This is a genomic window from Pseudomonas brassicacearum, assembly GCF_003732175.1.
GTDB lineage: Bacteria > Pseudomonadota > Gammaproteobacteria > Pseudomonadales > Pseudomonadaceae > Aquipseudomonas > Aquipseudomonas brassicacearum_G.
In genome coordinates, this window is the sequence record NZ_MOBI01000014.1 from 51468 (window position 1) to 77294 (window position 25827).

General features: G+C 58.9%; 28 protein-coding genes. 14 read left to right on the forward strand and 14 right to left on the reverse strand.

Going from position 1 to position 25827, the window contains the following annotated elements:
- Positions 1-9: 9 nt before the first annotated feature.
- Complete coding sequence (gene yjgA / locus BK658_RS12895) at positions 10-534, reverse strand: ribosome biogenesis factor YjgA (protein ID WP_123582619.1); 525 nt, start codon at positions 532-534, stop codon at positions 10-12.
- Between the two features lie 108 nt (positions 535-642).
- Between yjgA and pmbA the strand changes: the two genes are divergently transcribed.
- Positions 643-1989, forward strand: a complete 1347-nt coding sequence (gene pmbA / locus BK658_RS12900; RefSeq protein ID WP_123582620.1) for a metalloprotease PmbA — start codon at positions 643-645, stop codon at positions 1987-1989.
- A gap of 233 nt (positions 1990-2222) precedes the next feature.
- Here pmbA and BK658_RS12905 read toward each other — a convergent pair whose 3' ends face one another.
- The 10 genes from BK658_RS12905 to BK658_RS12950 all read right to left on the reverse strand — a co-directional run bounded on the left by BK658_RS12905 (position 2223) and on the right by BK658_RS12950 (position 9282).
- A complete protein-coding gene (locus BK658_RS12905; protein WP_123582621.1) occupies positions 2223-2501 on the reverse strand; it encodes an HPr family phosphocarrier protein in 279 nt (92 codons plus the stop codon).
- A 15-nt stretch (positions 2502-2516) separates the two neighbouring features.
- On the reverse strand, positions 2517-3374 hold the full coding sequence (gene rapZ / locus BK658_RS12910) for an RNase adapter RapZ (protein WP_123582622.1): 858 nt from the start codon (positions 3372-3374) through the stop codon (positions 2517-2519).
- 2 nt (positions 3375-3376) lie between these two features.
- Positions 3377-3841, reverse strand: coding sequence for a PTS IIA-like nitrogen regulatory protein PtsN (ptsN, locus tag BK658_RS12915; RefSeq protein ID WP_054593995.1), 465 nt, complete (start codon positions 3839-3841; stop codon positions 3377-3379).
- A 12-nt stretch (positions 3842-3853) separates the two neighbouring features.
- Positions 3854-4162, reverse strand: coding sequence for a ribosome hibernation-promoting factor, HPF/YfiA family (gene hpf, locus BK658_RS12920; RefSeq protein ID WP_019691893.1), 309 nt, complete (start codon positions 4160-4162; stop codon positions 3854-3856).
- A 109-nt stretch (positions 4163-4271) separates the two neighbouring features.
- Complete coding sequence (locus tag BK658_RS12925) at positions 4272-5765, reverse strand: RNA polymerase factor sigma-54 (protein WP_123582623.1); 1494 nt, start codon at positions 5763-5765, stop codon at positions 4272-4274.
- Positions 5766-5946: 181 nt separating this feature from the next.
- Positions 5947-6672 (reverse strand): LPS export ABC transporter ATP-binding protein, encoded by a 726-nt coding sequence (gene lptB / locus BK658_RS12930; protein ID WP_019691895.1) that lies wholly within the window; start codon positions 6670-6672, stop codon positions 5947-5949.
- On the reverse strand, positions 6672-7217 hold the full coding sequence (gene lptA, locus BK658_RS12935; RefSeq protein ID WP_123424279.1) for a lipopolysaccharide transport periplasmic protein LptA: 546 nt from the start codon (positions 7215-7217) through the stop codon (positions 6672-6674). Before lptA ends, lptB begins: the two co-directional genes overlap by 1 nt.
- On the reverse strand, positions 7204-7776 hold the full coding sequence (gene lptC / locus BK658_RS12940) for an LPS export ABC transporter periplasmic protein LptC (protein ID WP_123582624.1): 573 nt from the start codon (positions 7774-7776) through the stop codon (positions 7204-7206). The genes lptA and lptC overlap by 14 nt, the downstream gene beginning before the upstream one ends.
- Positions 7777-7783: 7 nt before the next feature.
- Positions 7784-8308, reverse strand: coding sequence for a KdsC family phosphatase (locus BK658_RS12945; RefSeq protein WP_123582625.1), 525 nt, complete (start codon positions 8306-8308; stop codon positions 7784-7786).
- The gene (locus tag BK658_RS12950; protein WP_123582626.1) at positions 8308-9282 is read right to left on the reverse strand and encodes a KpsF/GutQ family sugar-phosphate isomerase; all 975 of its coding nucleotides are present in this window, start codon (positions 9280-9282) and stop codon (positions 8308-8310) included. The genes BK658_RS12945 and BK658_RS12950 overlap by 1 nt, the downstream gene beginning before the upstream one ends.
- Positions 9283-9559: 277 nt before the next feature.
- On the opposite strand from BK658_RS12950, the gene BK658_RS12955 reads away from it, so the two are divergent.
- From BK658_RS12955 to hisC, 10 genes are all read left to right on the forward strand, one after another.
- Positions 9560-10369 (forward strand): ATP-binding cassette domain-containing protein, encoded by an 810-nt coding sequence (locus tag BK658_RS12955; protein WP_054593989.1) that lies wholly within the window; start codon positions 9560-9562, stop codon positions 10367-10369.
- Complete coding sequence (gene mlaE / locus BK658_RS12960) at positions 10369-11166, forward strand: lipid asymmetry maintenance ABC transporter permease subunit MlaE (protein WP_123582627.1); 798 nt, start codon at positions 10369-10371, stop codon at positions 11164-11166. The genes BK658_RS12955 and mlaE overlap by 1 nt, the downstream gene beginning before the upstream one ends.
- Positions 11166-11633: an outer membrane lipid asymmetry maintenance protein MlaD gene (mlaD, locus tag BK658_RS12965; RefSeq protein ID WP_123582628.1), complete on the forward strand. Its 468-nt coding sequence runs from the start codon at positions 11166-11168 to the stop codon at positions 11631-11633. Before mlaE ends, mlaD begins: the two co-directional genes overlap by 1 nt.
- An 11-nt stretch (positions 11634-11644) precedes the next feature.
- Positions 11645-12304 carry an MlaC/ttg2D family ABC transporter substrate-binding protein gene (locus BK658_RS12970; RefSeq protein WP_123582629.1) on the forward strand — a complete coding sequence of 220 codons (660 nt, stop codon included), beginning with the start codon at positions 11645-11647 and terminating at the stop codon, positions 12302-12304.
- Positions 12301-12606: an STAS domain-containing protein gene (locus BK658_RS12975; RefSeq protein ID WP_019691903.1), complete on the forward strand. Its 306-nt coding sequence runs from the start codon at positions 12301-12303 to the stop codon at positions 12604-12606. The genes BK658_RS12970 and BK658_RS12975 overlap by 4 nt, the downstream gene beginning before the upstream one ends.
- 114 nt (positions 12607-12720) lie before the next feature.
- Positions 12721-12972, forward strand: a complete 252-nt coding sequence (locus tag BK658_RS12980; RefSeq protein WP_019691904.1) for a BolA family protein — start codon at positions 12721-12723, stop codon at positions 12970-12972.
- A gap of 22 nt (positions 12973-12994) precedes the next feature.
- Positions 12995-14260 (forward strand): UDP-N-acetylglucosamine 1-carboxyvinyltransferase, encoded by a 1266-nt coding sequence (gene murA, locus BK658_RS12985; RefSeq protein ID WP_019691905.1) that lies wholly within the window; start codon positions 12995-12997, stop codon positions 14258-14260.
- Between the two features lie 126 nt (positions 14261-14386).
- Positions 14387-15022: an ATP phosphoribosyltransferase gene (gene hisG, locus BK658_RS12990; protein WP_071551796.1), complete on the forward strand. Its 636-nt coding sequence runs from the start codon at positions 14387-14389 to the stop codon at positions 15020-15022.
- A gap of 124 nt (positions 15023-15146) precedes the next feature.
- On the forward strand, positions 15147-16490 hold the full coding sequence (hisD, locus tag BK658_RS12995) for a histidinol dehydrogenase (protein ID WP_123582630.1): 1344 nt from the start codon (positions 15147-15149) through the stop codon (positions 16488-16490).
- A complete protein-coding gene (gene hisC / locus BK658_RS13000) occupies positions 16487-17539 on the forward strand; it encodes a histidinol-phosphate transaminase (RefSeq protein ID WP_123582631.1) in 1053 nt (350 codons plus the stop codon). Before hisD ends, hisC begins: the two co-directional genes overlap by 4 nt.
- A 132-nt stretch (positions 17540-17671) precedes the next feature.
- On the opposite strand, the gene BK658_RS13005 is transcribed toward hisC, so the two are convergent.
- From BK658_RS13005 to algW, 3 genes are all read right to left on the reverse strand, one after another.
- Positions 17672-18400 carry a DUF4198 domain-containing protein gene (locus tag BK658_RS13005; protein WP_123582632.1) on the reverse strand — a complete coding sequence of 243 codons (729 nt, stop codon included), beginning with the start codon at positions 18398-18400 and terminating at the stop codon, positions 17672-17674.
- A gap of 12 nt (positions 18401-18412) precedes the next feature.
- Positions 18413-20518: a TonB-dependent siderophore receptor gene (locus tag BK658_RS13010; protein ID WP_123582633.1), complete on the reverse strand. Its 2106-nt coding sequence runs from the start codon at positions 20516-20518 to the stop codon at positions 18413-18415.
- A 141-nt stretch (positions 20519-20659) separates the two neighbouring features.
- Positions 20660-21814, reverse strand: a complete 1155-nt coding sequence (gene algW / locus BK658_RS13015) for a Do family serine endopeptidase AlgW (protein WP_123582634.1) — start codon at positions 21812-21814, stop codon at positions 20660-20662.
- 102 nt (positions 21815-21916) lie between these two features.
- Here algW and BK658_RS13020 point away from each other — a divergent pair, with 102 nt between their 5' ends.
- The 3 genes from BK658_RS13020 to cysN all read left to right on the forward strand — a co-directional run bounded on the left by BK658_RS13020 (position 21917) and on the right by cysN (position 25751).
- Positions 21917-22675, forward strand: coding sequence for a Nif3-like dinuclear metal center hexameric protein (locus BK658_RS13020; protein ID WP_123582635.1), 759 nt, complete (start codon positions 21917-21919; stop codon positions 22673-22675).
- Between the two features lie 250 nt (positions 22676-22925).
- Positions 22926-23843, forward strand: a complete 918-nt coding sequence (cysD, locus tag BK658_RS13030) for a sulfate adenylyltransferase subunit CysD (RefSeq protein ID WP_019691910.1) — start codon at positions 22926-22928, stop codon at positions 23841-23843.
- Positions 23844-23852: 9 nt separating this feature from the next.
- Complete coding sequence (gene cysN / locus BK658_RS13035; RefSeq protein ID WP_123582637.1) at positions 23853-25751, forward strand: sulfate adenylyltransferase subunit CysN; 1899 nt, start codon at positions 23853-23855, stop codon at positions 25749-25751.
- The last annotated feature ends 76 nt before the right edge of the window (positions 25752-25827 follow it).

Here is a 25827-nt window from a genome sequence, read left to right on the forward strand (position 1 = left end):
TGAGGTTACTCAGCGCAAACCGCGTTGAGTCTCGTCCAGCTCACGGATGTACTTGAAGATTTTTCGGCTGGAAGCAGGAGGCTTGCTTTGGGCGAGCTCGTGCTGGGCCTGACGGATCATGGAGCGCAGTTGCTGGCGATCCGCTTCCGGGTAGTCGACGACGAACTTTTCCAGTACGGCATCGTCGCCGGCGATCAAGCGATCGCGCCAGCGTTCCAAACCATGGAAACGTTCGTTGTATTGGCGAGTGGAGGCATCGAGTTGGTCAAGCAGCGACAAAATGGCGCTGGTGTCCTGATCGCGCATCAGCTTGCCGATGAACTGCAGGTGCCGTTTACGCGCGATGTTCGCGGTGTGCTTGGGCGCGTCGCTAAGAGCCCGGCGCAAGGCGTCGGTCAATGGCAGTTTTGCCAGCAGGTCAGGCTTGAGTGTTGTAAGGCGCTCGCCAAGGTCAACCAGAGCATGCAGCTCGCGTTTGACCTGGGTTTTGCTTTTTTCTCCCCCGTCGAGGGAGTCGTCGTAAGAATCAACCATGGTGGCAGTCCGTAAAGAAACGCCGCCATGATAACCAGTCGGGGGCCGCTTGTCCGGCCCGGTCGCTCGATGACCTTAACCGAAAGCAGAATTTGAGTGGAGAACAGCATGAGTGCAGTTGAAAGCGTCGGCCCACAAGCGTTGCCGGCACTGCAAGAGCAAGTCGAGCAGATCATCGCCGAAGCCAGGCGTCAGGGCGCCAGCGCCTGCGAAGTGGCTGTGTCTCTGGAGCAAGGCCTGTCGACCACGGTGCGTCAGCGGGAAGTTGAAACCGTTGAGTTCAACCGTGACCAGGGTTTTGGTATCACCTTGTATGTTGGCCAGCGCAAAGGCTCGGCCAGCACCTCGGCCAGTGGCCCCGAGGCTATTCGCGAAACCGTCGCCGCCGCCTTGGCCATCGCCAAGCACACCTCCGAAGACGAACACTCGGGCCTGGCCGACGCGGCACTGATGGCCAGGGACTTGCCCGACTTCGACCTGTTCCACGAGTGGGACATCACCCCTGAGCAAGCGATCGAGCGGGCGCTGGCCTGCGAAGCGGCGGCGTTTGCCACCGACAGCCGGATCAAGAACGCCGATGGCACCACCTTGAGCACTCACCAGGGCTGCCGCGTCTATGGCAACAGCCATGGCTTTATCGGTGGTTATGCGTCGACGCGTCACAGCCTGAGCTGCGTGATGATCGCCGAAGCTGACGGCCAGATGCAGCGCGATTACTGGTATGACGTTAATCGCCAGGGCAACTTGCTGGCCGATCCGGTGAGCATCGGTCAACGTGCGGCGCAACGTGCAGCCAGCCGCTTGGGCGCGCGTCCGGTGCCGACCTGCGAAGTGCCGGTGCTGTTTTCCGCGGAACTGGCGGGCGGTTTGTTCGGCAGTTTCCTCGGCGCAATTTCGGGCGGCAATCTGTACCGCAAGTCGTCGTTCCTCGAAGGCGCACTGGGCCAGAAACTGTTCCCTGAATGGCTGACTATCGATGAGCGTCCGCATCTGATGCGCGCCTTGGGCAGTTCGGCATTCGATGGTGATGGTCTGGCGACGTACGCCAAACCGTTCGTCGAGAAGGGTGAGTTGGTGTCTTATGTGCTCGGTACGTATTCCGGACGCAAACTCGGCATGCCAAGCACCGCCAACGCCGGTGGCGTGCACAATCTGTTCGTTACCCACGGCTTTGATGACCAGGCGGCGTTGCTACGGCGCATGGGGCGTGGCTTGCTGGTGACCGAATTGATGGGGCAGGGTTTAAACATGGTCACCGGTGACTACTCTCGCGGCGCGGCGGGTTTCTGGGTCGAGAACGGTGAAATCCAGTTCGCGGTCCAGGAAGTGACTATCGCCGGCAACATGCGCGACATGTTCAAGCAGATCATTGCGGTGGGTAATGACCTGGAACTGCGCAGCAACATTCGCACAGGCTCGGTGTTGATCGAGCGGATGACGGTAGCGGGCAGCTAAGCGCCACGGCAATACAAAAAAAAGCGCGCCACCCATTGGGTGGCGCGCTTTTTTATTGCCCAACACAAATCCTGTGGTGAGGGGGCTTGCCCCCGCTCGGCTGCGAAGCAGTCGTAAAACCGGCAGATGCATTCTCCCTGATGCAATACGATCACCGATTTTAGGGCCGCTTCGCGACCCAACGGGGGCAAGCCCCCTCGCCACACAAGCCCCTTCGCCAGAAGGTTCTGCGCTTACTCGCCTTCGCCGAAATAGTTGTTGATCAGCGCCTTCAACGCTTCCAGCGCATCCTGAGCTTGATCACCTTCTGCGTGGAGGTGGATCGTCGTTCCCTTGCCGGCGGCCAGCATCATCATGGACATGATGCTCTTGCCATCGACCATCTTGTTCTGGTCGGGGGTGCGGCCCACTCTGATCTCGCAGGGAAACTCCGCAGCTTTGCCAACGAATTTGGCTGAAGCACGGGCATGCAGACCCAGTTTGTTGATGATTTCAATTTCCAGAGCAGGCATCGCGGTGTGAATCCTTTAGCTAAGGTCGCGGTGGCGAACCTGGACGTTCTTCAGGGATTGTTGCAGGACCTGACCCAGGCGTTCGGTCAGGTAGACGGAGCGGTGATGCCCGCCGGTGCAGCCTATGGCAATGGTGACGTAAGCGCGGTTGCTGGCGGCAAAGCGCGGTAGCCATTTGAGCAGGTAAGTGGAGATGTCCTGGAACATCTCTTCGACATCCGGCTGGGCCGCCAGATACTCGGCAACCGGCTGGTCCAGCCCGGACTGAGCGCGCAGTTCCGGCTTCCAGTACGGGTTCGGCAAGCAGCGCACATCGAACACCAGATCGGCATCCACCGGCATGCCCCGCTTGAAGCCGAAGGACTCCACCAGAAACGCAGTGCCCGGCTCTGGCTGGTTCAAGAGGCGCAACTTGATGGTATCGCGCAACTGATACAGGTTCAGGTTGGTCGTATTGACCTTGAGGTCTGCCAGGTCAGCAATCGGCCCCAGCAGATTGGTCTCGTCATTGATGGCTTCGGCCAGCGAGCGGTTGGCGTTGCTCAGCGGGTGGCGGCGACGGGTTTCCGAGAAACGCTTGAGCAAAGTCTCTTCGTCGGCGTCCAGATACAGCACATCGCATTGAATGTGCCGGCTGCGCACTTCTTCCAGCAACTCCGGAAAGCGTGAAAGGTGGCTAGGCAGGTTGCGCGCATCGATGGAAACCGCGACCAGTGGTTGCGCCAGTTCGGTGTGAACCAGTGCGCGCTCGGCGAGCTCTGGCAACAGGCCGGCCGGCAGGTTGTCGATGCAGTAATAGCCGTTGTCCTCCAGTACATCGAGGGCAGTGCTTTTACCTGAGCCTGAGCGGCCGCTGACGATAATCAAGCGCATGATTAGTGACCGTTCTGCTCGTCGAGGACAACCTGGTACAAGGCTTCATTACTTTTTGCGCTGCGCAGGCGATCGCGGACTTCTTTACGATCGAGCATGCTGGCGATCTGGCGCAACAGTTCCAGGTGCGCATCGGTAGCGGCTTGCGGGACCAGCAAAACGAACAGCAGGTCGACCGGAGCACCGTCGATGGCGTCGAAATCTATTGGGGCGTCCAGGTGCATCAAGGCACTGATGGGCGACTCGCAACCTTTGAGACGGCAGTGTGGGATGGCGATACCGTTGCCAAAACCGGTTGAACCGAGTTTTTCACGGGCGACCAGACTCTCGAAGACGTCCTGCATGGCCAGACCCGGCACTTCGCGGGCGATCAGGTTGGCAATTTGTTCGAGGGCTTTCTTTTTACTGCCGCCCGGCACGTTCACCAAAGAACGGCCGGGGGTCAGGATGTTTTCAAGTCGGATCATGGGTTGGGAGTGTTAACGACCCGTTGCGCCCTGAAGAACGCTTTGGGTCTTTTCCTTATGCTTTTTGAGTTGGCGATCCAGTTTGTCGGTCAGGGCGTCGATCGCGGCATACATGTCGTTATGCTCAGCGTTGGCGACCACTTCTCCACCGGGGATATGCAGTGTGGCTTCGATTTTCTGCAGCAGCTTTTCGACGGTCAACGTGACCTGCACATTGGTGATCTTGTCGAAATGCCTCTCTAATCGTTCGAGTTTTTCGCCGATGTAGATGCGCAGGGGTTCGGTCACTTCCAGTTGGTGTCCACTGATGTTGACTTGCATACAGCTTCTCCTTCGTTGCCAGTGCATAAGGCGGCAGGCTGGCTTGCCTGCCACTAGAGCGTGTCCGAAAAGCTTTCGAACACACCCTGGAACGCTATGGCGTAGCCCGTCACATCAACCGCTTGCGTTCGCTCGAAGGCGCGATCCCCAGGGATTCGCGGTACTTGGCGACGGTGCGGCGGGCCACCTGAATGCCTTGTGCCTCCAGTAAACCAGCGATCTTGCTGTCACTCAACGGCTTTTTCTGATTTTCCGCGGCAACCAGTTTTTTGATGATCGCGCGGATCGCTGTGGACGAGCATTCACCGCCTTCAGAGGTACTGACATGGCTGGAGAAAAAGTATTTCAGTTCATAAATACCGCGTGGGGTATGCATGAATTTTTGCGTGGTCACCCGTGAAATCGTCGACTCGTGCATGCCGACCGCTTCAGCGATGTCATGCAGAACCAAAGGCTTCATGGCCTCATCGCCGTACTCAAGGAAGCCGCGCTGGTGCTCGACGATCTGGGTAGCGACTTTCATCAGGGTTTCGTTGCGGCTTTGCAGGCTCTTGATGAACCAGCGCGCTTCCTGCAACTGATTGCGCATGAAGGTGTTGTCGGCGCTGGTGTCGGCGCGACGGACGAAGCCGGCGTATTGTGGGTTGACGCGCAGACGCGGAACCGACTCCTGGTTCAACTCCACCAGCCAGCGCTCGTTGTCTTTGCGCACGATGACGTCGGGAACCACGTACTCGGCTTCGCTGGACTCGATTTGCGAGCCCGGACGCGGATTTAGGCTTTGCACCAGTTCGATGACCTGGCGTAGCTCATCTTCCTTGAGCTTCATGCGGCGCATCAGTTGGCTGTAGTCGCGGCTGCCCAGCAGGTCGATGTAATCGATGACGAGGCGCTTGGCCTCAGCCAGCCAAGGAGTTTTGGCAGGCAATTGACGCAGTTGCAGCAACAGGCATTCGCTGAGGTTGCGTGCGCCGATTCCGGCCGGCTCGAATTGCTGGATGCGATGCAGGACGGCTTCGATCTCGTCGAGCTCGATGTCCAGTTCCGGATCGAAGGCTTCGAGGATTTCCTCGAGGGTTTCGTCCAGGTAGCCCTGATTGTTGATGCAATCGATCAATGTCACCGCGATCAGTCGATCGGTGTCGGACATCGGCGCCAGGTTCAATTGCCAGAGCAGATGACTCTGCAGGCTTTCGCCGGCGGAAGTGCGAGTGGTGAAATCCCATTCGTCGTCATCGTTGCTCGGCAGGCTGCTGGCACTGGTCTGGTAAACGTCTTCCCAGGCGGTGTCGACCGGCAGTTCGTTAGGGATGCGCTCGTTCCAGTCGCCTTCCTCGAGGTTATCCACCGTGGGGGCGGTTTCCTGGTAGGAGGGTTCCTGGATGTCGGTGTTGGGTTTCTGCTCGATGTTGTCCGCCATAGGGTCGGCGTTATCGAAGTCGTCGCCTTCTTCCTGGCGTTCGAGCATTGGATTGGACTCCAGTGCCTCCTGGATTTCCTGTTGCAGGTCCAGGGTCGACAATTGGAGCAGGCGGATGGCCTGTTGCAGCTGCGGTGTCATCGTCAGCTGCTGGCCCATTCTCAAGACTAGCGATGGTTTCATGGCAGGGGCTTAACACCTTATTCGCCGGCGCACATGCGCCATCCACTACAGGGCGCCGGAGCGCCAAACATAAGCAAATTATATGCCTGAAACTGAAGTGTTTGCCTAGAGCGCTGTAACAATAAATACGTATAGTTTTATTGGGGCAAGCGCTCCGGCGACTGACCAGACACCTCAGTGCTTACAGGCGGAACTCATGGCCCAGATACACTTCCTTGACCAGGTCGTTGGCCAGGATGGTTTCGGCGTCGCCTTCGGCGATCAGTTGACCGTCGTTGACGATGTAGGCGGTTTCGCAGATGTCCAGGGTTTCACGAACGTTGTGGTCTGTGATCAGCACGCCGATACCCTTGGCCTTGAGGTGATGAATGATCTGCTTGATGTCGCCCACCGAAATCGGGTCCACGCCGGCGAAAGGTTCGTCGAGCAGGATGAATTTCGGTGCCGTGGCCAGGGCGCGAGCGATTTCCACACGGCGACGTTCGCCACCGGAAAGGCTCATGCCGAGGTTGTCGCGGATGTGGTTGATGTGGAATTCCTGCAACAGGCTTTCCAGCTCTTTGCGACGACCGGCCTTGTCGAGTTCCTTGCGGGTCTCGAGGATGGCCATGATGTTGTCGGCGACCGAAAGTTTGCGGAAGATCGACGCTTCTTGTGGCAGATAGCCGATACCCGCTCGCGCACGACCGTGCATTGGCTGGTGGCTGACGTCCAGATCGTCGATCAGTACGCGCCCCTGATCGGCCTGGACCAGGCCCACGATCATGTAGAAGCAGGTTGTCTTGCCGGCACCGTTCGGGCCAAGCAGGCCGACGATCTGGCCGCTGTCGATCGACAGGCTGACGTCACGCACGACCTGGCGGCTCTTGTAGCTCTTGGCCAGATGCTGGGCTTTCAGAGTTGCCATTACTGGGCCTTCTGCTCGTCGGTTTTCTTTTTCGGCTGGATAACCATATCGACCCGTGGGCGCGGCGCGGTTACCGAGGCACCGGTAGCGCGGCCTGCGTTAGCAACCTGCTTGACGGTGTCGTAGACGATTTTCTCGCCTTCGGTGGTGTTGCCTTCGTTGATCACCTTGGCGCGGTCGATCAGTACGATGCGGTTTTGCGCGGCGTGGTACTGGATAGTCACCCCATAGCCCTTGACCGGCTGCGGATCGCCTACTTTCTGCAACTGTTCGAAATACGCCAGGTTGCCCACCGAGGTCACGACATCGATATCGCCGGCCTTGGTGCGGGTGATGGTCACAGTGTTGCCTTTGATGATCATCGAGCCCTGGGTAATGATCACGTCACCTTTGTAGGTGGCCACGCCATTCTTGTCGTCCAGCTGAGCATCGTCAGCCTGAATGCGAATGGGTTGCTGGCTATCGTTCGGCAGAGCCCAGGCGCTCACGCTTCCCAGTGCTGCGCCCAGACTGAGCAAAATAGGGAGAGTTTTAACGAGCCTCATACTGTCCTCTTACGTTCGATAGCAGGTGTATCCTGCTGTCTTTCAAATACGCTTTCATTCCGTTACCAGTCGATACACCACCAGCGCCGTCGATTCTAACGGCTTGCTGGGTCTGCGCATATTGCTGTTGCGGGAATACAGTCATACGACTACTGGTAATCAGCATCGGGCGGTTCTGCTCGTCCGTGCGTGCGATACGTACCGAGTCGATCAATTCGACTTCCGTGCCGCCTGAATTGACCTCGCCACGCTCGCTCTGGACGTGCCAGGGGAACGCGGTGCCCCGATACATGTTCAGGTCGGGGTTGGTCAGCAGGGTGATGTCGGTCGCTTTGACGTGCTCGACTTTGTCGGACGTCAGGTCGTACTGCAATTTACCATCGGGCAGGTACTGCACGCTGTGGGCGTTGATGGCGTAGTAGTCGATCTGGCTCTCGTCGACGTGCGCTACCGGCTTGTCGAGAAAGCGTTCCGGGCTGATATTCCAGTAGCCAACGGCTGCGAACAATGCGGCAATGACCCCGAAAAACACTATGTTGCGAATTTTCTTGCTCAGCATAAGTGGCTCACAGGTACGCGGCATTAGCCGCTTCAAGGTTGCCCTGGGCGCGCAGGATCAGCTCGCAGAACTCGCGAGCGGCACCTTCGCCGCCACGGGCCTGAGTGATGCCGTGAGCGTTTTCGCGGACGAAGCTGGCGGCGTTGGCCACTGCCATGCCCAGGCCTACGCGGCGAATCACCGGCAGATCCGGCAGGTCGTCGCCCAAGTAGGCAACCTGTTCATAGCTTAGGCCCAGTTGCGCCAGAAGCTCGTCGAGCACCACCAGTTTGTCCTCGCGGCCTTGATACAAGTGAGGAATACCAAGGTTTTTGGCGCGTCGCTCGACCACCGGGGTCTTGCGTCCGCTGATGATGGCGGTCGTCACGCCGGAGGCCATCAGCATTTTGATGCCCTGGCCGTCGAGAGTGTTGAAGGTCTTGAATTCGCTGCCGTCTTCGAGAAAGTACAGGCGGCCGTCGGTCAGCACGCCATCGACGTCGAAGACCGCGAGCTTGATGTTTTTGCCGCGTTGCAGCAGATCCGCGCTCATTACATTACTCCCGCACGCAGCAAATCGTGCATGTTCAAGGCGCCCACCGGACGGTCCTCGCTGTCGACCACCACCAGTGCGTTGATTTTGTGGTCTTCCATGATTTTCAGGGCTTCGGCGGCGAGCATTTCGGCGCGCGCAGTCTTGCCATGAGGCGTCATGACGTCGTCAATGGTGGCTTGATGGATGTCGATGGTCCGGTCCAGAGTGCGGCGCAGGTCGCCGTCCGTGAAAATGCCGGCGAGTTTGCCGTCAGCTTCCAGTACCACGGTCATGCCCAGGCCCTTGCGGGTCATTTCCATCAACGCGTCTTTGAGCAGTGTGCCGCGCACTACTTGTGGCAGCTCCTGGCCCGCGTGCATGACGTTTTCAACTTTCAGCAACAACCGGCGACCCAGAGCGCCGCCTGGGTGTGAAAACGCGAAATCCTCGGCAGTGAAGCCGCGGGCTTCCAGCAAGGCAACGGCCAGGGCATCGCCCATGACCAGCGCCGCCGTAGTGGAGGAGGTCGGTGCCAGGTTCAGCGGGCACGCTTCGTGCTCGACATGAACATTGAGGTTCACCTCGGCAGCCTTGGCCAACGGCGAATCAGGATTGCCGGTCAGGCTGATCAGTTTGATGCCCAGACGCTTGATCAGCGGCAGCAGCGTGACGATTTCGTTGGTGGAGCCGGAGTTCGACAGCGCGAGGATGATGTCGTCGCGAGTGATCATGCCCATGTCGCCGTGACTGGCTTCAGCCGGGTGTACGAAAAAAGCCGTGGTGCCGGTGCTGGCGAGGGTGGCGGCAATCTTGTTGCCGATGTGCCCGGATTTGCCCATGCCGACCACGACCACGCGGCCTTTGCTGGCCAGAATCATCTCGCAAGCGCGTACGAAATCTGCGTCGATGTGGGGCAGCAAGCCTTCTACGGCTTCAAGCTCGAGGCGGATGGTGCGTTGTGCTGATTGAATCAGGTCGCTGGATTGGCTCATGTCAGAAATCGTATAGCCTGATGAAAAGGCGGCGATTATAGCGGTAATGAGCAAATCCCTCACGTTAGTTCGTCGTGCTTTATTCAGGCGACTCCCGCAAACGCTGAAACTTGGGTCTTTTTGCCTGTCTTGATGCTGAACACCGCAGGCTTCGGCCTTGGGCGCTTTGCATTAGCAGTGATATAGTTCGTCGCCAGTTCGGCCTGCCCAGGATGTTGTGTGCTCTCGGCAGGGAGCCCGGCGTCCGAGTGAGAGGCTTGCATCGCAAGGAGTTTAGATGAGTGCCGATAACGCCTACGCGGTCGAGCTGAAGGGAGTGTCCTTCAAGCGCGGCGCGCGCAGCATTTTCAATAATGTCGATATTCGCATTCCGCGCGGTAAGGTCACCGGCATCATGGGACCTTCCGGTTGCGGAAAAACCACACTGCTGCGCCTGATGGGCGCACAGTTGCGCCCTTCAAGTGGCGAAGTGTGGGTCAACGGGCAAAATTTGCCCACGCTGTCTCGTAGCGACCTGTTCGATGCGCGCAAGCATATGGGCGTGCTGTTTCAGAGTGGCGCGCTGTTCACGGACCTCGATGTTTTCGAAAACATCGCCTTTCCGCTGCGTGTTCACACCAAGCTTCCGGATGAAATGATCCGTGACATCGTCTTGCTCAAATTGCAGGCGGTGGGGTTGCGCGGTGCTATCGACCTGATGCCCGATGAGTTGTCCGGCGGCATGAAGCGCCGTGTCGCGCTGGCACGGGCCATTGCCCTCGATCCGCAAATTCTGATGTACGACGAGCCTTTTGTCGGTCAGGACCCAATCGCCATGGGCGTTCTGGTGCGCCTGATCCGTCTGCTGAACGACGCCTTGGGCATCACCAGCATCGTGGTTTCCCATGATCTGGCCGAAACCGCGAGTATTGCCGACTACCTGTATGTTGTAGGCGATGGGCAGGTGTTGGGGCAGGGGACTCCCGATGAACTGATGAATTCCGATAATCCGCGGATTCACCAATTCATGAAGGGTGATCCAGACGGGCCGGTGCCGTTCCACTTTCCAGCGACGGATTACCGCGCAGATCTTCTGGGGAAGCGCTGATGCGCAAGACTTCACTAATAGAAAGAGTTCGTCGATTCGGCCAGACCGGCATCGACAGCGTCGCGGTGCTCGGTCGTTCATCGCTGTTCCTGTTTCACGTGCTGTTGGGACGTGGTGGTGTCAGTGGCGCATTTGGCTTGCTGGTCAAGCAGTTGCACTCGGTTGGCGTGATGTCCCTGGTGATCATCGTGGTCTCCGGGATATTCATCGGGATGGTGCTGGCGCTGCAAGGCTTCAACATTTTGTCCAGCTACGGTTCGGAGCAGGCGGTCGGGCAGATGGTTGCACTGACGCTGTTGCGTGAACTGGGGCCAGTGGTGACCGCGTTGCTGTTCGCCGGGCGTGCCGGTTCTGCGTTGACCGCCGAGATCGGCAACATGAAGTCCACCGAGCAGTTGTCCAGTCTGGAAATGATTGGCGTCGACCCGCTCAAGTACATCATTGCCCCCCGTCTGTGGGCCGGCTTCATTTCCCTTCCAGTGCTGGCGATGATTTTCAGTGTGGTCGGTATCTGGGGCGGTTCCTGGGTGGCTGTCGACTGGTTGGGTGTGTATGAGGGCTCCTACTGGTCGAACATGCAAAACAGCGTGACGTTCGACGGTGACGTATTCAATGGCATCATTAAAAGCATTGTCTTTGCCTTTGTCGTGACCTGGATCGCCGTATTCCAAGGCTATGACTGTGAACCCACTTCGGAAGGGATCAGTCGTGCCACCACCAAAACCGTGGTGTATGCCTCATTGGCCATCCTCGGCCTGGACTTTATTTTGACTGCCTTGATGTTTGGAGATTTCTGATGCAAAACCGCACCCTGGAAATCGGTGTCGGCCTTTTCTTGCTGGCTGGCATCCTGGCTTTAGTGTTGCTTGCCCTGCGGGTCAGTGGACTGTCCCCTGTTACGAGCACCGACAGCTATAAACTTTATGCGTACTTCGACAATATCGCCGGTTTGACGGTCAGATCAAAAGTGACCATGGCCGGTGTGACCATCGGCAAGGTCACGGCAATCGATCTGGATCGCGACAGCTTCACCGGACGAGTGACCATGCAGCTGGAAAAGCGGGTAGATAATCTGCCGACCGACTCCACTGCATCTATCCTCACGGCAGGCCTGTTGGGTGAGAAATACATCGGTATCAGCGTGGGCGGGGAACAGGCCCTGCTCAAGGATGGCGGGACCATCCATGACACGCAGTCGTCGCTGGTGCTCGAAGACCTGATCGGTAAATTCCTGCTCAATACCGTTAGCAAAGACGCCAAATAAGGAGTTTTTTCATGATCTCAACCTTGCGACGTGGCCTGTTGGTATTACTGGCGGTCTTGCCGTTCATGGGTAACGCCGTGGCTGCGCAGTCCGCGCACGAAATCGTGCAGGACACCACCAATCGGTTGCTCGCCGATCTGTCGGCCAATAAAGCGAAGTACAAGCAGGATCCGAACGGTTTTTACGATGCCTTGAACACCATCGTCGGGCCCGTGGTGGATGCCGAGGGCATCTCCAAGAGCATCATGACGGTCAAGTACTCGCGCAATGCCACACCTGCGCAAATGAAAACCTTTGAAGATAACTTCAAGCGCGGGCTCTTTCAGTTCTATGGCAATGCTTTGCTTGAGTACAACAATCAGGGCATTACCGTTGATGCGGCCAAGGATGAATCGGGAGACCGTACCAGCGTTGGCATGACGGTCAAAGGCAGCAATGGCGCGATCTATCCTGTGTCCTACACACTCGAAAAGATCAACGGCGAGTGGAAGCTGCGTAACGTGATCATCAACGGCATCAACATCGGCAAGCTGTTCCGTGATCAGTTCAGCGACGCGATGCAGCGCAATGGCAATAACCTGGACGCGACCATCAATGGTTGGGCCGGTGAAGTCGCCAAAGCCAAGGAAAAGACCGACGCAGAAACGACTCAGAAGAAGTCCGTTCAATGAGTGAGTCGGCTGTCAGCATGGGCGAGGCCGGTGAGCTGATGCTCAGCGGCGTACTCGATTACCGTACCGGGCCGGCCTTGCGCAAGCAGGGCCAGGCCTTGATCAAGTCGAGCACCGCGCCAGCCTTGGTACTTGATTGCTCGGGTGTGCAAAAGTCCAGCAGTGTCGGTTTGTCGTTGTTGCTGTGTTTCATGCGTGACGCGCAAGCGGCGGGCAAGGCGCTGAGCATCCGTGCATTGCCTGACGACATGCGTGAAATCGCTCAGGTCAGCGAATTGACCGAGCTGTTGGCACACCCCTAACTATCATCTATAAAGAAGCCCCCCGTCAGAGTCCTGCTATGCGGGGTTCGCAGGCGCGGGGCTTTTTTGTATGATGTCCGACCCGCGCGCACAGGGCGCCGATTGAGGTTGAGCATGCAGGCCAACGAAGTGAAGAGCTTTCTTGAAGGAAAGCTGTCCGAGACTCTTTTATCAGTACAGGTAGAAGTTGAGGGCGAAGGCTGCAACTTTCAGCTGAATGTGATTAGCGATGAACTGGCGGCATTGAGCCCGGTCAAGCGTCAGCAGCAGATCTATGCCCATTTGAACCCATGGATCACCGATGGCAGCATCCATGCGGTCACTATGAAATTTTTCAGCAGCGCGGCCTGGGCCGAGCGCACCTGAGCCCAAGGGCGTCGAGATTCTTATGGATAAATTGATTATTACCGGCGGCGTTCGTCTTGATGGCGAAATCCGCATCTCCGGGGCAAAGAACTCTGCCCTGCCGATTCTGGCTGCAACGCTGCTGTGCGATGGCCCGGTTACGGTTGCCAACCTGCCGCACCTGCACGACATCACCACCATGATCGAGCTGTTCGGTCGCATGGGCATTGAGCCTGTGATCGACGAAAAACTCAGCGTCGAAATCGACCCGCGCACCATCAAGACCCTGATCGCTCCGTACGAACTGGTTAAAACCATGCGTGCGTCGATTCTGGTTCTGGGCCCGATGGTCGCGCGTTTCGGTGAAGCTGAAGTCGCACTGCCTGGCGGTTGCGCCATCGGTTCGCGTCCGGTTGACCTGCACATCCGTGGCCTTGAGGCCATGGGCGCAACCATTGACGTGGAAGGCGGTTATATCAAGGCGAAGGCGCCAGAAGGCGGCCTGCGCGGTGCAAACTTCTTCTTCGATACCGTCAGCGTGACCGGTACCGAGAACATCATGATGGCGGCCGCCCTGGCCAAGGGCCGCAGCGTTCTGGCTAACGCTGCTCGCGAGCCTGAAGTCGTCGACCTGGCGAACTTCCTGAACGCCATGGGCGCGAAGGTTTCCGGTGCTGGCACCGACACCATTACCATCGACGGCGTCGAACGTCTGCACACCACCACTTACAAAGTGATGCCGGACCGTATCGAAACCGGTACTTACCTGGTGGCTGCTGCCGTGACTGGCGGTCGCGTAAAGGTCAAGGACACCGATCCGACCATCCTTGAAGCCGTTCTGGAAAAACTCAAGGAAGCGGGTGCCGAAATCACTACCGGCGAAGACTGGATCGAGCTGAACATGCACGGCAAGCGGCCGAAAGCCGTCAACGTGCGTACCGCTCCGTACCCGGCGTTCCCGACTGACATGCAAGCGCAGTTCATCTCCCTCAACGCGATTGCCGAAGGCACGGGCGCTGTGATCGAGACGATCTTCGAAAACCGCTTCATGCACGTCTACGAGCTGCACCGCATGGGCGCTCACATCCAGGTCGAAGGTAATACCGCGATCGTCACCGGCATCGAAAAGCTCAAGGGCGCGCCAGTCATGGCCACCGACCTGCGGGCTTCGGCCAGCCTGGTGATTTCGGCGCTGATCGCCGAAGGCGACACGCTGATCGATCGCATCTACCACATCGACCGTGGTTACGAGTGCATCGAAGAGAAACTGCAGATGCTCGGCGCGAAAATCCGCCGCGTACCGGGCTAGTTTCTGCTTCATGGGCGCAGGGACGTGCCCGTTGATTTGTTGAAGTCGGGGGTATTTTATCCTCGATGTGTGTCCGGCGCCGTTTGCGACCGGGCATGAGTACCTTGATAAGGACTGACGTTTCCCATGTTGACCATCGCACTGTCCAAGGGCCGCATCCTTGACGACACCCTGCCGCTTCTGGCTGAAGCGGGCATCGTGCCGACCGAGAATCCGGACAAGAGCCGCAAGCTGATCATCCCCACGACCCAGGCCGATGTGCGCTTGCTGATCGTGCGCGCCACCGATGTGCCGACCTACGTCGAGCATGGTGCCGCTGACCTGGGCGTCGCCGGTAAAGATGTGCTGATGGAATACGGCGGCCAGGGCCTGTACGAGCCACTGGATCTGCAAATTGCCCAATGCAAGCTGATGACTGCCGGTAAAATCGGCGCGGTCGAGCCCAAGGGCCGCCTGCGCATCGCCACCAAGTTCGTCAACGTCGCCAAGCGTTATTACGCCGAGCAGGGCCGTCAGGTCGACATCATCAAGCTATATGGCTCGATGGAGCTGGCACCGCTGATCGGTCTGGCGGACAAGATCATCGACGTGGTCGATACCGGTAACACGCTGCGGGCCAATGGCCTGGAGCCACAGGATTTCATTGCTGCCATCAGCTCCCGGCTGATCGTCAACAAAGCTTCGATGAAAATGCAGCACGCCCGTATCCAGGCGTTGATCGACACCCTGCGCAAGGCAGTGGAGTCTCGACACCGCGGCTGATTCACCTGCGCGACGCTCCGTCGCGCCCGTCTATCCGCCTCATAGCCAGAATTCTCAGGTGCCCAAGCGGATCGATGGTAGCTTCGGGTACCTGAGTTTTCGCCAATCCTATGAGGCTCTCGCTATGACCGCACCGACTGCAATTCGCCGACTCAACGCTGCTGACCCGGATTTCGCACATCATCTGGATCATCTGCTGAGCTGGGAAAGTGTGTCTGACGACTCGGTCAATCAGCGGGTGCTGGACATCATCAAGGCTGTGCGTGAGCGCGGCGACGCGGCGCTGGTTGAATTCACCCAGAAGTTCGACGGCCTGCAAGTGGCGTCGATGGCCGACCTGATCCTGCCGCGCGAGCGCCTGGAACTGGCACTGACCCGGATCACCGTGCCTCAGCGCGAAGCGCTGGAAAAAGCCGCGGCGCGGGTGCGCAGCTACCACGAAAAACAGAAGCAGGACTCCTGGAGCTACACCGAAGCCGACGGCACGGTGCTGGGCCAGAAGGTCACGCCGCTGGATCGCGCCGGTTTGTACGTGCCGGGCGGCAAGGCTTCTTATCCGTCGTCGGTGTTGATGAACGCGATTCCGGCCAAGGTGGCCGGCGTGACCGAAGTGGTCATGGTTGTACCGACGCCACGTGGTGAGATCAATGAACTGGTACTGGCCGCCGCGTGTATCGCTGGCGTCGACCGGGTGTTCACCATCGGCGGCGCGCAAGCGGTTGCCGCGCTGGCCTACGGCACAGAAAGCGTGCCGAAGGTCGACAAAGTCGTCGGCCCGGGCAACATCTATGTCGCCACCGCCAAGCGCCACGTGTTTGGCCAGGTCGGTATCGACATGATTGCCGGCCCATCGGAAATCCTCGTGGTGTGCGACGGTCAGACTGATCCGGACTGGATCGCCATGGACCTGTTCTCCCAGGCCGAGCACGACGAAGACGCTCAGGCAATTCTGGTCAGCCCCGACGCCGGGTTCCTCGACAAGGTTGCTGCAAGCATCGCCAAACTGCTGCCGACCATGGAACGCGCTGACATCATCGAAACCTCGATCAATGGCCGTGGCGCGCTGATTCAGGTTCGCGACATGCAGCAAGCCATCGACGTGGCCAACCGCATTGCGCCGGAACACCTGGAACTGTCGGTGGCCGATCCGCAAGCCTGGTTGCCGCAGATCCGCCACGCCGGTGCGATCTTCATGGGCCGCCACACGTCCGAGGCCTTGGGCGATTACTGCGCCGGTCCCAACCACGTGCTGCCGACTTCCGGCACCGCGCGTTTCTCCTCGCCGCTGGGTGTGTATGACTTCCAGAAACGTTCGTCGATCATCTTCTGCTCCGAGCAGGGTGCCTCCGAACTGGGCAAGACCGCTTCCGTGCTGGCCCGTGGCGAGTCGCTGACCGCTCACGCCCGCAGCGCCGAATACCGCATCGTTGACGAACTCTTTATTGAAGGGCAGGGGGAACAAGCATGAGTAAATTCTGGAGTCCATTCGTCAAGGATCTGGTGCCGTACGTACCGGGTGAGCAGCCGAAGCTGGCGAAGCTGGTCAAGCTCAACACCAACGAAAACCCTTATGGTCCATCGCCCAAAGCATTGGCGGCGATGCAAACCGAACTGAACGACAACCTGCGTCTGTACCCGGACCCCAACAGCGACCTGCTCAAGCAGGCAGTGGCTGAGTATTACGGCGTACAGGGCAATCAGGTGTTTCTCGGCAATGGTTCCGATGAAGTCCTGGCGCACATCTTTCACGGTTTATTGCAACACGATAAACCGCTGCTGTTCCCGGACATCAGCTACAGCTTTTATCCGGTGTATTGCGGCTTGTATGGCATTCCATTCGACGCGGTGCCGCTGGACGAGCAGTTCCAGATCCGCGTTGCGGACTACGCCAAGCCGAACGGCGGGATCATTTTCCCCAACCCGAATGCACCGACCGGTTGCCTGTTGGCGCTGGACGCCGTGGAGCAAATCCTCAAGGCCAGCCCTGATTCGGTGGTGGTGGTCGACGAAGCCTATGTCGATTTTGGCGGCGAAACCGCAATCAGCCTGGTCGACCGTTACCCGAACCTGCTGGTGACTCAGACCCTCTCCAAGTCGCGCTCGCTGGCCGGTTTGCGCGTGGGCCTGGCGGTGGGGCATCCGGACCTGATCGAGGCGCTGGAGCGGATCAAGAACAGCTTCAACTCCTATCCTCTGGATCGCCTGGCGATTGTGGGTGCGGCAGCGGCGTTTGCCGATCGCGAGCACTTCGACAAGACCTGCCAACTGGTGATCGACAGTCGTGAGTGGGTAGTCAAGCAATTGCAGGACAAGGGTTTTGAGGTGTTGCCGTCGGCAGCGAACTTCATCTTCGCCCGTCACCCGCAGCATGACGCGGCAGGCCTGGCAGCGAAGTTACGCGAGCAAGGCGTGATCGTCCGGCACTTCAAGCAGGAACGGATTGCCCAGTTCCTGCGCATCAGCATCGGTACGCCAGAGCAGAACCAGGCGTTGATCGACGGCCTCGGCGATCTCTGAATTGCTGGTCACCCTGTGGGAGCGTGGCTTGCCCGCGAAGAACGATAACGCGGTGAGCCTGTTGGACCGCGGTGTTCCCATCGCGGGCAAGCCACGCTCCCACAGGGTTTGGTGTTGCTTGAGAGCTGCGGCTTACTCGTGATGCAGTTCGCCGAGGAACGTCAACGAACTGAACACCCCTCGCGACGCCACATCCGGATTGTCCTTCAACGGGATTTCCACCTGCGCGGTAATCACATTCAACCCTTCATTGCGCACCAGCACCTGAGCCCGGCCTTCAGCATCGGTTTCCGTACTCAAGGTGTTCGGCGCATTGCGATAGTCGCCAATCAACTTGATCCCCGCCGCCGGTTTGCCATCGAGCAACACCCGCACCGGCAATGATTTGCCCGGGCCAACAGTCAGCGGATCAACTTCCGGCAAAATCAGCAGTTTGATCTGATCGAGTTTCGGTAGCTTCGCTCCTGGCTGATAAATCGCCAGGCTGTACTTGAACGTCTGGGTCGACTCGATGGCACCCGGCACTTTGCTGCGCCCCTGATTGATCCACTTTTTGTCGGCGGTCTGCGACCACATGCCATTGTCCAGCGCCACGGCCAGCACCGCTGGCGATTTGAGCGGTTGCAGGCGCGCGTGATCGGCCAGGCGTTCTACGGTAACCGGGATCATTTTGCCGCCGATGTCGTAGGCCCAGGCGCCGCTGATTTTCTGCGCCTTGAAGGCATTGTCTTCGGCGCCGTGGCCGTAGATCACTTCGATGTTGCCACGGCGTTGTTCGGTCCACAGACCATGGGCCGAGGCTTGGCCGGTAAACAGCAGGCCGAGCAGCAGGCTGAGCGCTGCGGGTTTGAGGTGTTGCATGGTGACTTCCTTTTACAGGTTGAGTGTCAGGCTGACGGTGAAATTGCGCGGCTCGCCGGGGTTGACCCAGTAGTTGCTGTAGGAGCGCTCGAAGTATTTCTCGTCGAAAAGGTTGTTCAGGTTCAGCCCCAACGTGACGTTTTCACTGGCCTTGTAATGGGCCAGCAGGTCGACGGTGTGGTAGGCCGGCAGTTCGAAGTCGCTGCCGGCTTCGCCCGAGCGATCACCAACATAGGTGTAGGCCGCGCCGACATCCGAGCCACGCAGCAGACCTTCCTGAAATTCATAAACGCCCAGCAAACTGCCGCTGTGCTTGGCCACGCCGAGAATCCGGCTGCCGGTAGCAATGGCTTTGTCGCCTTGGGTAACCTCGGCGTCGATGTACGCAAACGCACCGATCACTCGCACAGCGTCAGTGAGCTGCCCGCTCACTTGCAGATCGAAACCCTGGCTGCGGGCCTTGCCCATGGCGCGGTTACTATCGGTGGCGGGGTCGAGGGCGAGGACGTTTTCTTTTTCGATATGAAAGGCGGCGAGGGTGCTGCTCAGGCGCTCATCGAACAGCTCGCTCTTGATTCCGACCTCGTAGCCAACGCCTTCTTCCGGATCGAAGGATTTGCCTGTGGCATCCAGGCCGTTGTTGGGTTTGAACGAGGTCGAGGCGTTGGCGAACAGCCCATGCTGTGGCGTCAGTTGATAGAGCAGGCCGGCGCGTTGGGTCAGGGCGTCGTGATTCTGTCGGCTACGATTGTTGAGGGCGTGATCGTCGATGGTTTGCTCGAAGTGTTCGAAGCGTGCCCCGAGCATGCCGCGCAAGCGGTCGCTGAAAACGATCTGGTCCTGAAGGTTGAGTGCCTGACTTTCGACCTGCTCGAAAAAGTCCGGGCCCGAGCGCTTGCCGTCGGGTTTGGGCTGACCGTAAACCGGGTCGTAGATATCGATCGCGTAAGGGCCACCAGCGAGGGTGGTGACCCGTTCATTCTTGCGGAAGTTTTCGTACTCGCTACCAATCAGCAGTTCATGCTGCCAGCTGCCGATGTCGAACAGGCCGCGCAGTTCGAGCTGAGTGATGCTGTCGTGCCAACGGTTGTCGCGCTCACGGTAACGGCGGTTGGCCGTGTGTTGATCGGCGTTCAGCGGGCGGGCTTCCGAGGCAAAGCCCCAGAGTTTGCCTTCTTTGTAATGACTGGCCAGGCGCAGTTTCCAGGCGTCGTTGAGGTGGTGTTCGAGGGTCGCCTGCAACAGATTGTTGTGGTTGTCGATGTTGCCGTCATCAGGTTCACCGAGGAAGGTCGAGCGCGAGACGCCGCTCCAGCTGTTGTTCGGCGCGACGATGCCTCGGTCGAAGGTCGAGCTGTGCCGGACAAATTCGCTTTCCAGCAGCAGGCTGGTGTCCGGGTTGAGTTGCCAACTGAGCGACGGTGCAACGAACACCCGCTGGCTGTCGACGTGATCACGAAAGCTGTGGTTGTCCTCGACCGCCAGATTGACCCGCGACAACACATTGCCTTGCGGGTCGAGCGGGGTGTTGAGGTCCAGCGCGGTGCGGTAACGATCCCAACTGCCGGCGCTGGTCTGCAAGGTGCTGAAGGCTTCGGGCTGCGGTTTCTTGGTGACGATGTTCACCGTACCGCCAGGATCACCGCGACCGTAAAGACTGGCGGCGGGGCCTTTGAGCACTTCGATGCGCTCGACGTTCGCGGCGTCCGGGGTGCTCGGGTAACCGCGGTTCGCGCTGAAGCCGTCCTTGTAGAACTCCGAGGTGGTGAAGCCGCGCACGCTGTACTCATACAGCGTCAGGCCGCCAAAGTTGTTCTGTTTCGATACGCCACCGGCAAACTCCAGCGCGCGCTCGACATTGTGGCTGCCCAGGTCCTTGAGCACGCTGGCAGGAATCACGCTGATGGATTGCGGGATATCGCGGATTGCGCTGTCGGTTTTGGTCGCGCTGGATGATCGCGTGGCGCGATAGCCGTTCACCGGGCCGGTGGCAGACTCGTAATCGGAGGTGACGCTGATGGCGTCCAGTTCAAGCGGTTGTGGGTCTTCGGCGAACACCGGATCCCCCAGCAGGCTCAGTGCCAGGCCTGCCAGAGGAGCAAATTTACGAGACGGCATGCGGTCGTTCCAATAGCGATATTGAAACAATATAACATGCCTAATGAGAATGTATGCTTTTAGTGTTTGTCTGTGCCAGCAGAGATTTTTGGAATTGCCGAAGGCGCTAAAAGATCGCTGCCTTCGGCAGATCCTACCCGCTTACTCTTGCTCTTTGACGGGGGCGGGTGGCGGACGCAGGCCGATTTCTGCAGTCAGCTTGAGCTCCTTGCCGTTGCGCATGACCTGAATGGTGACCTTGTCAGTCGGTTTGATCCGCGCCACCTGGTTCATCGAACGGCGGCCATCGCCGGCTGGTTCGCCATCAATGCTGAGGATCACATCGCCCAATTGCAGACCGGCTTTTTGTGCCGGGCCGTCGCGGAAAATCCCCGCGACGACAATCCCCGGACGCCCGGACAGGCCATACGATTCCGCCAGTTCCTGGCTCAATGGCTGCACTTCAATCCCCAACCAGCCGCGAATCACCTGACCGTGTTCGATGATCGACTTCATGACTTCCATCGCCAGCTTGATCGGAATCGCGAAACCAATGCCTTGTGAGCCGCCGGACTTGGAGAAAATCGCGGTGTTGATCCCGGTAAGGTTGCCGTTGGCGTCTACCAGCGCACCGCCGGAGTTACCCGGGTTGATCGCGGCGTCGGTCTGGATGAAGTCTTCGTAGTTATTCAGGCCCAACTGATTGCGCCCGGTGGCGCTGATGATGCCCATGGTCACGGTCTGGCCGACGCCAAACGGGTTGCCGATGGCCAGCGCGACATCGCCGACGCGGATGTTTTCCGAGCGGCCGACGGTGATCGACGGCAGGTTCTTCAAATCGATTTTCAGCACCGCGAGGTCGGTTTCCGGGTCGCTGCCGATCACGCGAGCCAGGGTTTCACGACCATCCTTGAGCGCGACGACGATTTGGTCGGCGCCGGCGGTCACGTGGTTATTGGTCAGCAAATAACCTTCCGGGCTCATGATCACCCCGGAACCGAGGCTCGACTCCATGCGCTTCTGCTTGGGCGCGTTGTCGCCGAAGAAACGCCGGAATTGCGGGTCTTCAAACAACGGATGGCTGGTTTTGTTGACCACTTTGGTGGTGTAGAGGTTGACCACTGCCGGTGCGGCAATGACCACGGCATCGGCGTAAGACACCGGCCCCTGTTGGGTCTGAGTGGTTTGTGGGGCTTGCTGCAGATTCACATCCAGACTTGGCAGCCCGACCCATTGCGGGTAACGCTGGATGATCAACAACGCGATAAGCACGCCGGCCAGCAGCGGCCAGCCAAAAAAACGCAGACCCTTGAGCATTGAACAAATCCTGGGAGGTTACGGAGGGCCGCCTGTGGCCCATAATGTCGCGCATTATACGAGGCCGCGCGCGCCTCTGAACGGGATATTTAGGAGTCTTTTATGGCCGTCGCCCTGAGCACCCTGGTAGAAGAAGCGGATCGTTACCTTGCCAGTTCGCGGATTGCCGACTATTGCCCCAATGGCCTGCAAGTCGAAGGTCGGCCGCAGGTCATGCGTATCGTCAGCGGCGTCACGGCCAGCCAGGCGTTGCTCGATGCAGCGGTCGAAGCCAAGGCCGATCTGGTGCTGGTACACCACGGCTACTTCTGGAAAGGTGAAAACCCCTGCATCACCGGTATGAAGCAGCGTAGGCTCAAAACCCTACTCAAGCACGATATCAGCCTCCTGGCTTATCACTTGCCGCTGGATTTGCACCCGGAAGTGGGCAACAACGTGCAATTGGCTCGCCAACTGGACATTACCGTCGAAGGCCCGCTGGACCCGGAAAACCTCAAAGTGGTCGGGCTGGTCGGTTCGCTCGCCGAACCTATGACCGCGCGCGACTTTGCCCGTCACGTGCAAGAGGTCATGGGCCGCGAGCCGTTGCTGATCGAGGGCAGCAAAATGGTCCGACGCGTCGGCTGGTGCACGGGCGGTGGCCAGGGCTATATCGATCAGGCGGTGCAGGCCGGTGTCGACCTGTACCTGAGCGGTGAGGCGTCCGAGCAAACCTTCCATAGCGCCCGGGAAAACGACATCAGCTTCATCGCCGCCGGTCATCACGCCACCGAACGCTTCGGCGTACAGGCGTTGGGGGATTATCTGGCTCGGCGGTTTGCCCTTGAACACATTTTCATCGATTGCCCGAATCCGATTTGACGCAGACATTCAATGTGGGAGCGAGCTTGCTCGCGATTACGGACTGACATTCACCATGGATGTCGACTGAAACACCGCTTTCGCGAGCAAGCTCGCTCCCACAGGACCTCGTACACCGCCCGAACGAGCAGGTATATTCATATGCTCTTTCGATCTAGTCGGCGTCCTGATTAGAAGAGGTCGCTGTGCTAGCATTCGCCGCTCGAACACGGCCCGCTGGCCGTTCATAAGAAAGCTTTCGTGAGTAGCCATGGTCGACAAACTGACGCATCTGAAACAGCTGGAGGCGGAAAGCATCCACATCATCCGCGAGGTGGCCGCCGAGTTCGACAACCCGGTGATGCTGTACTCCATCGGTAAAGACTCCGCCGTGATGCTGCATCTGGCACGCAAGGCGTTCTTCCCGGGCAAGCTGCCGTTTCCGGTGATGCACGTCGACACCCAATGGAAATTTCAGGAGATGTACAGCTTCCGCGACAAGATGGTCGCAGAGCTGGGCCTTGACCTGATTACCTACGTCAACCCGGAAGGCGTGGCTCAAGGGATCAATCCCTTCACCCACGGCAGTGCCAAGCACACCGACATCATGAAGACCGAAGGCCTGAAGCAGGCTTTGGACAAGTACGGCTTCGACGCAGCCTTCGGTGGTGCGCGCCGCGATGAAGAGAAATCCCGCGCCAAAGAGCGCGTGTACTCGTTCCGCGACAGCAAGCACCGCTGGGATCCGAAAAACCAGCGCCCGGAGCTGTGGAACGTCTACAACGGCAAGGTCAACAAAGGCGAATCGATCCGCGTGTTCCCGCTGTCGAACTGGACCGAGCTGGACATCTGGCAGTACATCTACCTTGAAGGCATCCCGATCGTCCCGCTGTACTTCGCCGCCGAGCGCGAGGTCATCGAGAAGAACGGCACGCTGATCATGATCGACGACGAGCGCATCCTCGAGCACCTGAGCGACGAAGACAAAGCCCGCATCGTCAAAAAGAAAGTGCGTTTCCGTACCCTTGGCTGCTACCCGTTGACGGGCGCGGTGGAGTCCGAGGCCGAAAGCCTTACGGACATCATTCAGGAAATGCTCCTGACGCGAACTTCCGAGCGCCAGGGCCGGGTCATCGATCACGATGGCGCCGGCTCGATGGAAGACAAAAAACGTCAAGGTTATTTCTAAGGGGCTGTCATGTCGCATCAATCTGATTTGATCAGCGAGGACATCCTCGCCTACCTGGGCCAGCACGAACGTAAAGAGCTGCTGCGCTTTCTGACTTGCGGTAACGTTGACGACGGCAAGAGCACCCTGATCGGGCGCCTGCTGCACGACTCCAAGATGATCTACGAAGACCATCTGGAAGCCATTACCCGCGACTCGAAAAAAGTCGGCACCACCGGTGACGATATCGACCTGGCGTTGCTGGTCGATGGCCTGCAGGCCGAGCGTGAACAAGGCATCACCATCGATGTCGCGTACCGCTATTTCTCCACCGCCAAGCGCAAATTCATCATTGCCGACACCCCTGGCCATGAGCAGTACACCCGCAACATGGCCACCGGTGCATCCACCTGTGACCTGGCAATCATCCTGGTCGACGCCCGTTACGGCGTGCAGACCCAGACCCGTCGCCACAGCTTCATTGCCTCGTTGCTGGGCATCAAGCACATCGTCGTCGCCATCAACAAGATGGACCTCAAGGACTTCGATCAGGGCGTATTCGAGTCGATCAAGGCCGATTACCTGAAGTTCGCTGAAGGCTTGAAGATGAAGCCCACCAGCATGCACTTCGTGCCGATGTCGGCGCTGAAGGGCGACAACGTGGTGAACAAGTCCGAGCGCTCGCCGTGGTACACCGGCCAGTCGCTGATGGAGATCCTTGAAACCGTGGAAGTCGCGGGCGACCGTAACTTCACCGATCTGCGTTTCCCGGTGCAGTACGTCAACCGGCCGAACCTGAACTTCCGCGGTTTCGCCGGCACCCTGGCCAGCGGTATCGTCAAGAAGGGTGACGAAGTCGTGGTGCTGCCATCGGGCAAGAGCAGCCGCGTGAAATCCATCGTCACTTTCGAAGGTGAACTGGAACACGCAGGTCCTGGTCAGGCAGTAACGCTGACCATGGAAGACGAAATCGACATCTCCCGTGGCGACTTGCTGGTGCATGCCGACAACGTGCCGCCGGTCACCGACAGCTTCGAAGCGATGCTGGTGTGGATGGCTGAAGAGCCGATGCTGCCGGGCAAGAAATACGACATCAAGCGCGCCACCAGTTACGTGCCGGGCTCGATCGCCAGCATCGTCAACAAGGTCGACGTGAACACTCTGGAAGAAGGCCCGGCCAGCGCCTTGCAGCTGAACGAGATCGGTAAGGTCAAGATCAGCCTCGACGCGCCGATTGCCCTCGACGGTTATGAAAGCAACCGCACCACCGGTTCGTTCATCATCATCGACCGCTTGACCAACGGCACGGTCGGCGCCGGTATGATCGTCGCCCAGCCTTTGGTTCATGGCAGCTCCACGCACCATGGAAAATTGGCCCATGTAGCCACCGAAGAGCGTGCCCAGCGCTTCGGCCAGCAACCGGCGACCATGCTGTTCAGCGGCCTCTCGGGCGCGGGCAAAAGCACCTTGGCCTATGCGGTTGAACGCAAACTGTTCGACATGGGCCGTGCGGTGTTTGTGCTCGATGGGCAGAACCTGCGTCACGACCTGAACAAAGGTCTGCCGCAGGATCGTGCCGGGCGTACCGAGAACTGGCGTCGTGCGGCTCACGTCGCACGTCAGTTCAACGAAGCCGGTTTGCTGACCCTGGCGGCGTTCGTCGCACCGGACGCCGAAGGCCGTGAACAGGCCAAGGCGCTGATCGGCGGTGACCGTTTGCTGACCGTTTACGTACAAGCGTCGCCGATGGTCTGTGCTGCGCGTGATCCGCAAGGGCTGTACGCCGCGGGTGGCGACAACATCCCAGGCGATTCCTTCCCGTACGACGTACCGCTGGACGCCGACCTTGTGGTCGACACGCAGACGCTGTCGCTGGAAGAAAGCGTCAAGCAAGTGCTGGACCTGCTGCGTAAACGTGGTGCGATCTAAGCGTTAGCTGCCAATAAAAAGCCCGCAGATGAGCAATCATCTGCGGGCTTTTTTTGTGTCTGGTCGGGCCCCATCG

Excerpts from the sequence above, each read along its gene's own strand:
- ptsN (WP_054593995.1), bottom strand. The coding sequence starts at position 3,841 with ATGATCCGACTTGAAAACATCCTGACCCCCGGCCGTTCTTTGGTGAAC.
- BK658_RS12925 (WP_123582623.1), bottom strand. The coding sequence starts at position 5,765 with ATGAAACCATCGCTAGTCTTGAGAATGGGCCAGCAGCTGACGATGACA.
- mlaD (WP_123582628.1), top strand. The coding sequence starts at position 11,166 with ATGCAAAACCGCACCCTGGAAATCGGTGTCGGCCTTTTCTTGCTGGCT.
- BK658_RS13010 (WP_123582633.1), bottom strand. The coding sequence starts at position 20,518 with ATGCCGTCTCGTAAATTTGCTCCTCTGGCAGGCCTGGCACTGAGCCTG.
- BK658_RS12955 (WP_054593989.1), top strand. The coding sequence starts at position 9,560 with ATGAGTGCCGATAACGCCTACGCGGTCGAGCTGAAGGGAGTGTCCTTC.
- cysN (WP_123582637.1), top strand. The coding sequence starts at position 23,853 with ATGTCGCATCAATCTGATTTGATCAGCGAGGACATCCTCGCCTACCTG.
- BK658_RS12980 (WP_019691904.1), top strand. The coding sequence starts at position 12,721 with ATGCAGGCCAACGAAGTGAAGAGCTTTCTTGAAGGAAAGCTGTCCGAG.
- BK658_RS12905 (WP_123582621.1), bottom strand. The coding sequence starts at position 2,501 with ATGCCTGCTCTGGAAATTGAAATCATCAACAAACTGGGTCTGCATGCC.
- BK658_RS12950 (WP_123582626.1), bottom strand. The coding sequence starts at position 9,282 with ATGAGCCAATCCAGCGACCTGATTCAATCAGCACAACGCACCATCCGC.
- BK658_RS12945 (WP_123582625.1), bottom strand. The coding sequence starts at position 8,308 with ATGAGCGCGGATCTGCTGCAACGCGGCAAAAACATCAAGCTCGCGGTC.
- mlaE (WP_123582627.1), top strand. The coding sequence starts at position 10,369 with ATGCGCAAGACTTCACTAATAGAAAGAGTTCGTCGATTCGGCCAGACC.
- lptA (WP_123424279.1), bottom strand. The coding sequence starts at position 7,217 with ATGAGGCTCGTTAAAACTCTCCCTATTTTGCTCAGTCTGGGCGCAGCA.
- BK658_RS13020 (WP_123582635.1), top strand. The coding sequence starts at position 21,917 with ATGGCCGTCGCCCTGAGCACCCTGGTAGAAGAAGCGGATCGTTACCTT.
- hisG (WP_071551796.1), top strand. The coding sequence starts at position 14,387 with ATGTTGACCATCGCACTGTCCAAGGGCCGCATCCTTGACGACACCCTG.
- hpf (WP_019691893.1), bottom strand. The coding sequence starts at position 4,162 with ATGCAAGTCAACATCAGTGGACACCAACTGGAAGTGACCGAACCCCTG.
- murA (WP_019691905.1), top strand. The coding sequence starts at position 12,995 with ATGGATAAATTGATTATTACCGGCGGCGTTCGTCTTGATGGCGAAATC.
- BK658_RS12970 (WP_123582629.1), top strand. The coding sequence starts at position 11,645 with ATGATCTCAACCTTGCGACGTGGCCTGTTGGTATTACTGGCGGTCTTG.
- rapZ (WP_123582622.1), bottom strand. The coding sequence starts at position 3,374 with ATGCGCTTGATTATCGTCAGCGGCCGCTCAGGCTCAGGTAAAAGCACT.
- cysD (WP_019691910.1), top strand. The coding sequence starts at position 22,926 with ATGGTCGACAAACTGACGCATCTGAAACAGCTGGAGGCGGAAAGCATC.
- algW (WP_123582634.1), bottom strand. The coding sequence starts at position 21,814 with ATGCTCAAGGGTCTGCGTTTTTTTGGCTGGCCGCTGCTGGCCGGCGTG.
- yjgA (WP_123582619.1), bottom strand. The coding sequence starts at position 534 with ATGGTTGATTCTTACGACGACTCCCTCGACGGGGGAGAAAAAAGCAAA.
- pmbA (WP_123582620.1), top strand. The coding sequence starts at position 643 with ATGAGTGCAGTTGAAAGCGTCGGCCCACAAGCGTTGCCGGCACTGCAA.
- BK658_RS12975 (WP_019691903.1), top strand. The coding sequence starts at position 12,301 with ATGAGTGAGTCGGCTGTCAGCATGGGCGAGGCCGGTGAGCTGATGCTC.
- lptC (WP_123582624.1), bottom strand. The coding sequence starts at position 7,776 with ATGCTGAGCAAGAAAATTCGCAACATAGTGTTTTTCGGGGTCATTGCC.
- BK658_RS13005 (WP_123582632.1), bottom strand. The coding sequence starts at position 18,400 with ATGCAACACCTCAAACCCGCAGCGCTCAGCCTGCTGCTCGGCCTGCTG.
- hisC (WP_123582631.1), top strand. The coding sequence starts at position 16,487 with ATGAGTAAATTCTGGAGTCCATTCGTCAAGGATCTGGTGCCGTACGTA.
- hisD (WP_123582630.1), top strand. The coding sequence starts at position 15,147 with ATGACCGCACCGACTGCAATTCGCCGACTCAACGCTGCTGACCCGGAT.
- lptB (WP_019691895.1), bottom strand. The coding sequence starts at position 6,672 with ATGGCAACTCTGAAAGCCCAGCATCTGGCCAAGAGCTACAAGAGCCGC.